A 4,732-nucleotide genomic window follows, 5' to 3' on the forward strand; every position below is an offset into this window, starting at 1 on the left:
TGCCGCTTGGGGTGCTTTCGGTGAAGCTGTCTAGCGCGTCCATCAATTCGACTGCCCACGCTTCGCCGGTACACTTGTCCAGGTCGATCATCGTGAACGGGTCATCGTTGGTCAGTACAAAACCAATACCGTCGTATTCACCGGCCTGATAAGCGTTAGAGCGACGTTGAAGGTCGTCCAGGTGCTTGGGTCAGTGCTGGATGCGTTGCCGCGTCCATCGGCTCTATAGGGCGGTTTATCCCACTTTTTGCCATTCCATACCCACTTCCACACGATCCACTGCTTTCGACTGGTCAGCGCATCAGGGATCTGGTTTGGATTGATCTCAACCGGTGCCGGTTTTTGGGGTTGAACTGCTGCTGCATCTGCCATCACTCCACCCCCTCAGCAAGCTGACGCAACTTGCCGATCTGCTCAGGGGTGGCTTTGCCCTTGGCTTCAAGCCAGGCAGCGACCTTGTCCAGGTCATAAACGTAACTACGGCCAATAGTGCCGATAGCCTTGGGGAAGTCTTTTCCGGTACGCGCCCACTCCGTGACGGTGAGGTAACGGTAGGGTACGCACTCGGCGATGGTCTGGCGGGTAACAATAGGCATGTTTTCACCACTGAATTATCGTGGTGAGCGCATCCTGAGGGGAAGCAGTGCAAAAAAATACTTGCACCATGCAAGGTTCATCTGTTGCAGGTTAAGCCCTGCTGACTATAAAATGACCTTACAGGTTGCTGTACTAACGGTGCGACCAACACCTCCAGCAATCTGGCAAGGATGCGCTCAACCACTGATCTGCACGATTAAGGTTAAGCATGAAAGACCCGGATGCCGCCAGCCCCCACTGGCGGCGTCTTTCGTTTTGCCCTCATATTCTATCATTGCAATAATGCAGGTGTAATGCCGTCATCTGCGGTATTTGTTATTCACCAACCACTGTGGATAGTTTTTCCATCGCCCAACCTTCTAGCCAGCCTGCTTAATTACACTTGCCCTCGTATACCACCATCCCTACATCACCACCATCATCAGTGACCTCTACGGTGTAACCATCTGGACAAATATCCTTTTCTCCAACCCATCGAGAAATTAGCCAGTCATGCTGCTTTTCCAAAGACTCTTCATCCAGGTGTGACCAGGCATTTTCAGGAACTACAAAGTTAAAAATGGTTTCACCGTTCTCTGTGCGTCCAACTGTTCCTGTGCCTGACATCAACTCCATAGATTGATATGGAGTGACGCCCATCATTTCGTATGGAGTACATCCCGCGGTAATGCTGGCTGTGACGACTATGCTCGCCAAGGTAATAAGTCTCATTTTTTTCCTAAAGCTGGTTGATTGAAAAGTACATTAGGTGGATACACTCTCCACTGAATAACCGTCTGCAATGCCTGTGGTTGGTGACTTTTGTCGCCATGCCTGCCTGAACATGCCCCGATTTATGCCCCCATCGACTCCGGCGCTGTGGTGTTGTTCTTGCCCAGCTGAAAACCACTATGCCAAGCGTCTTTTTCTGCCGTGCGATCTGCATACGGGCAAGCGGTGTTGATGTTCTGCTCTGGCGTCGTTGGCCTGCCTGCCAGTGTCCAGGCTATTGCGTACTCCAGCCCCCAACGGAACGCCTCGCTGTGGTCGTCTGCCCAGCCTGACGCCTTAACCATTGCGGCGGCTTCATCATGGTGTCGTTGCTCAATCATTGGGTGCCTTCCTTGGTTGGTTGCCTGTTTGGTTGATAGTGATTTAGCGCTGACTTGCTTGCAAGTCGTAAGTGCGCCCTTACGGGTTCTGGTGCGGCCAGCTTTGCCGTATGAGACGTTTTAACGGGTGGGGTGGTGCATTGGCCTAGGGGTGGGATTGCGCCGCTTAGACGCGCTCTGTGCGTCCAAGGTGACAACAAGCGAAGCGCCAGTTACACCTTGCTCCGGCGTCGTGTTGTTCCAGGTGGCCAGCTTGCGCGCGTACTGCTCCGAAAACCCTTAGTAAAACCTTAGGGTTCGCCCGCGCGTTAATATGTCGGAAAATCATCAAACAGCCCCTTTTTAAGGGGTTCGAAAATCATCAAACATTAGCGCCTTGGCACCTTGCCAGCTCTCTCTCAACCGCGCGGCGAACAAACTCAGCCCGATTGCCATGCGCGTGTTGTCTGCGTTGTTTCATCAGGCTGTCGATACTGGCCACGGTGCTAGCTTCCATGTTCACGATCAAACGGGTTGCCTGCTCAAACTTGCGCGGGTTCTTGCTCATGTTCTGCCCCTTCCTGACGGTGTATTGATAAGAGTATACCTCAGCCAATACGCTCAATCGCGCCGTAACATGCGGGTTTCAGCAGGGTAAAAGGGTGCTATTCGTAGCGGTAAATCAAACCCACCCATATCAACACACCTTGCCAGCAGCGTTACCGAGCGCAATTTCCCCACTATAAAAACGGCTCCAGGGTAGGGGTCAGGCGACGACCTGCGTGTGGTGATAAGGATACGTCCATCTTTGGCGCTATCGGTTGCTCAATCTGTGGGTACGCGCCGTTGGAGTAGGCTCCCACAAGGCCAGCAGCAGGCACTTAGACACTTAGACGCTGTTAGACGCTACTTAGACACTTTTGTCTAACAAGGCTGAACGGCTCAACCATGCGGGTTTCAAGGGTTTTTATACTACTACTTAGACACTTAGACACCCCCTCCCCCTCTCAGTCGTGTGGTGGCCTATTATCTGCCGATTTATGCGTATATAGACACCCCCCGTCTAAGTGTCTAACAAAGCCCAAAAATAGCCTAAAAATCCTTATAAATCATTGTCTTAGACTGTTAGACAAAAACGTCTAACAAACGTCTAACTCTTAGACGGTGTCTAACAAAAAAGCCCCAGCGTCTAAGCCAGGGCTTTGTTGTCTATCTGTCTAACTACTGAAGTCGTCTAAGTCAGTCCTCCCCCTGATAGAGGTTGGATGTGAACTTGCTATTGGTAATGGGCGTTATCAAGCCATTGCTGATAAGCGACTGAACGACTGAATCCTTGTCACGCTCGGATAGCTCCTTGAACTTGCGGCTCCGAGTCTTGAACTCGCCACGGTAGAAGGTCGCCTTTTTGTGCAAGACTCCTTTGATCTGCTCAAAGGCTTGGCCGGTGACGTGCATTCCGCTAATTGCGCCGCTATCGGCAACCATGGCAGCGGTTCGATGGTAAAGCCCTAGGCGGATGTTATAGGCGGTTTGCAGGTCGCTGGCGTCGATGGTGGTGCGCTTGTCGGACAATGCGATTAACGCGGCCATCTTGATGGCTTGCTCTGATAGGCGTCCACCTAACCGGCCATCCTTAAATCTGATTGGCTCTGCTGTGGTGCTGTCGATCTCCTTGAATAGCTCTTTGCCTTCACGACTAAATCGGACTTCAGCGGTTGCGCCGCTATCGCCTAGCTCATCTATCCATATCAGGCAGTCCATAACATTAGCTGGCGGATCATAAACAAGCCCTTCATAGCGTTTATGTATGCGCTTGTTTTCCATGGGCAGTATAAGCCAGCGGTTATAAGCGCCGCTGTCTGCCTGCTCGCTGGTCATAGCTCCGAGCATGGCCTCAGCAGTGCTAGTGGCCAGAATGCTCAGGCGCGGCTTCTCAACCGGCGTATATTTCTTGGTGACGGCTCGTCCAGGGTCAACGGTGCCTAGGGCGCTGCTGTATATCTGCATCAGGTAGCCAACGGCGGCTTGCTTGATCCCGTCAAACGATGATTGCCGCAACCATTCGGCGAACTCATCAGCTAAGAACATCTGACAATGATCTTCTTCTAGCGCTTGATGAAGCCCTTGCGCACTGGCGGGCGCTGCGTATTGCAGTGTGGAAGTATTCTCGCCTGAGAACTGGTCGCCTATCTCGTTTTTCAGTCGTGATACGGCTTTTCTCATATCCTCCTTACCAAAGCCGGTTGGAGCCAACACAAGGTACTGCTCATTCAGCCCCAGGCCTTCGTATGAATTAACCGTAACGTGCTTTTGAGCAAAGGTCGTTGCAATGGCGAGCGCAGTAAATCCGGCGGCGGCGGCGTCTGGGTACTTCATGCGGTTGTAGACATAAAGCTGAATCTCGCCCAGGCCATAAGGCAAGCCCATCAAGTCATCAGGAAACGGCGGTAACGTGCTAGCGTCCTGCTCGCCTTGTTCAGCGGCTTGCATGGCCGCTTGCGCTTCAGCCTTGGGGTTGGTCACGTTGTCAGCCTTTTGGCCGGTGTATGCGTTTTTGGTGCCTTTAATGGCCTGCTCTATGGTCATCTGCCCATAGGTTGCACCGTCCGACCGGTGACGTTTATCCCACTTGTCACGCATCAGCCCCGATTGCCTGAATAGCCGATCCATGCGGGTGGGGTCGCTGCCGGTCATGAAGGCAAGATGATTGCATAGCGCCAAGTCATCGCCGCTGGCATCGTTTGATTGCTGTCCATTGAATAGTGCCTGCGATCCTTTGCAATGGCTGAACATGCGGTTTAGCGTCGTGTGGTCGTCTAGGTCGTCAACGGGTGCCGGTTTAACTGGCGTTGCCGCTGGTACTTGATCTCTGAATAGCGTTTTGCAGGCACTTTCTAGTTGCGCCTGACGTTGTTCAATCGCAACCGGATAGCCGTCAATATGCTGGCCGGTCACGGTCATGTAACGCCCGCTTGAATAGACTTCCACACGGGAATCATGAAAGCGCTTCGCCTTGCTCGCCATGCTTTCGGGCTTGGTGCCTTCGATGATGACGTGGTAGCCGT

At 52.6% G+C, this 4,732-nt stretch carries 6 protein-coding genes; all 6 read right to left on the reverse strand.

The window, feature by feature from the left end; genetic code table 11:
* Positions 1–111: 111 nt before the first annotated feature.
* The gene (locus HLB35_RS16285; RefSeq protein WP_171703391.1) at positions 112–372 is read right to left on the reverse strand and encodes a hypothetical protein; all 261 of its coding nucleotides are present in this window, start codon (positions 370–372) and stop codon (positions 112–114) included.
* Positions 372–596: a hypothetical protein gene (locus tag HLB35_RS16290; protein WP_171703392.1), complete on the reverse strand. Its 225-nt coding sequence runs from the start codon at positions 594–596 to the stop codon at positions 372–374. The genes HLB35_RS16285 and HLB35_RS16290 overlap by 1 nt, the downstream gene beginning before the upstream one ends.
* A gap of 373 nt (positions 597–969) precedes the next feature.
* The gene (locus HLB35_RS16295) at positions 970–1,239 is read right to left on the reverse strand and encodes a hypothetical protein (protein WP_216601619.1); all 270 of its coding nucleotides are present in this window, start codon (positions 1,237–1,239) and stop codon (positions 970–972) included.
* 191 nt (positions 1,240–1,430) lie between these two features.
* Complete coding sequence (locus HLB35_RS16300; RefSeq protein WP_171703394.1) at positions 1,431–1,688, reverse strand: hypothetical protein; 258 nt, start codon at positions 1,686–1,688, stop codon at positions 1,431–1,433.
* 361 nt (positions 1,689–2,049) lie between these two features.
* Positions 2,050–2,235 carry a hypothetical protein gene (locus tag HLB35_RS16305; protein WP_171703395.1) on the reverse strand — a complete coding sequence of 62 codons (186 nt, stop codon included), beginning with the start codon at positions 2,233–2,235 and terminating at the stop codon, positions 2,050–2,052.
* Positions 2,236–2,906: 671 nt separating this feature from the next.
* A partial coding sequence (locus tag HLB35_RS16310) for a phage NrS-1 polymerase family protein (protein WP_216601620.1) occupies positions 2,907–4,732 on the reverse strand: 1,826 nt, incomplete at its 5' end.

It is taken from the genome of Vreelandella azerica (genome assembly GCF_013112225.1).
Taxonomy (GTDB): domain Bacteria; phylum Pseudomonadota; class Gammaproteobacteria; order Pseudomonadales; family Halomonadaceae; genus Vreelandella; species Vreelandella azerica.

What these genes read in the sequence shown, in the direction of transcription:
- HLB35_RS16285 (WP_171703391.1), bottom strand. Translation starts at nt 372, where the DNA reads ATGGCAGATGCAGCAGCAGTTCAACCCCAAAAACCGGCACCGGTTGAG.
- HLB35_RS16290 (WP_171703392.1), bottom strand. Translation starts at nt 596, where the DNA reads ATGCCTATTGTTACCCGCCAGACCATCGCCGAGTGCGTACCCTACCGT.
- HLB35_RS16295 (WP_216601619.1), bottom strand. Translation starts at nt 1,239, where the DNA reads ATGATGGGCGTCACTCCATATCAATCTATGGAGTTGATGTCAGGCACA.
- HLB35_RS16300 (WP_171703394.1), bottom strand. Translation starts at nt 1,688, where the DNA reads ATGATTGAGCAACGACACCATGATGAAGCCGCCGCAATGGTTAAGGCG.
- HLB35_RS16305 (WP_171703395.1), bottom strand. Translation starts at nt 2,235, where the DNA reads ATGAGCAAGAACCCGCGCAAGTTTGAGCAGGCAACCCGTTTGATCGTG.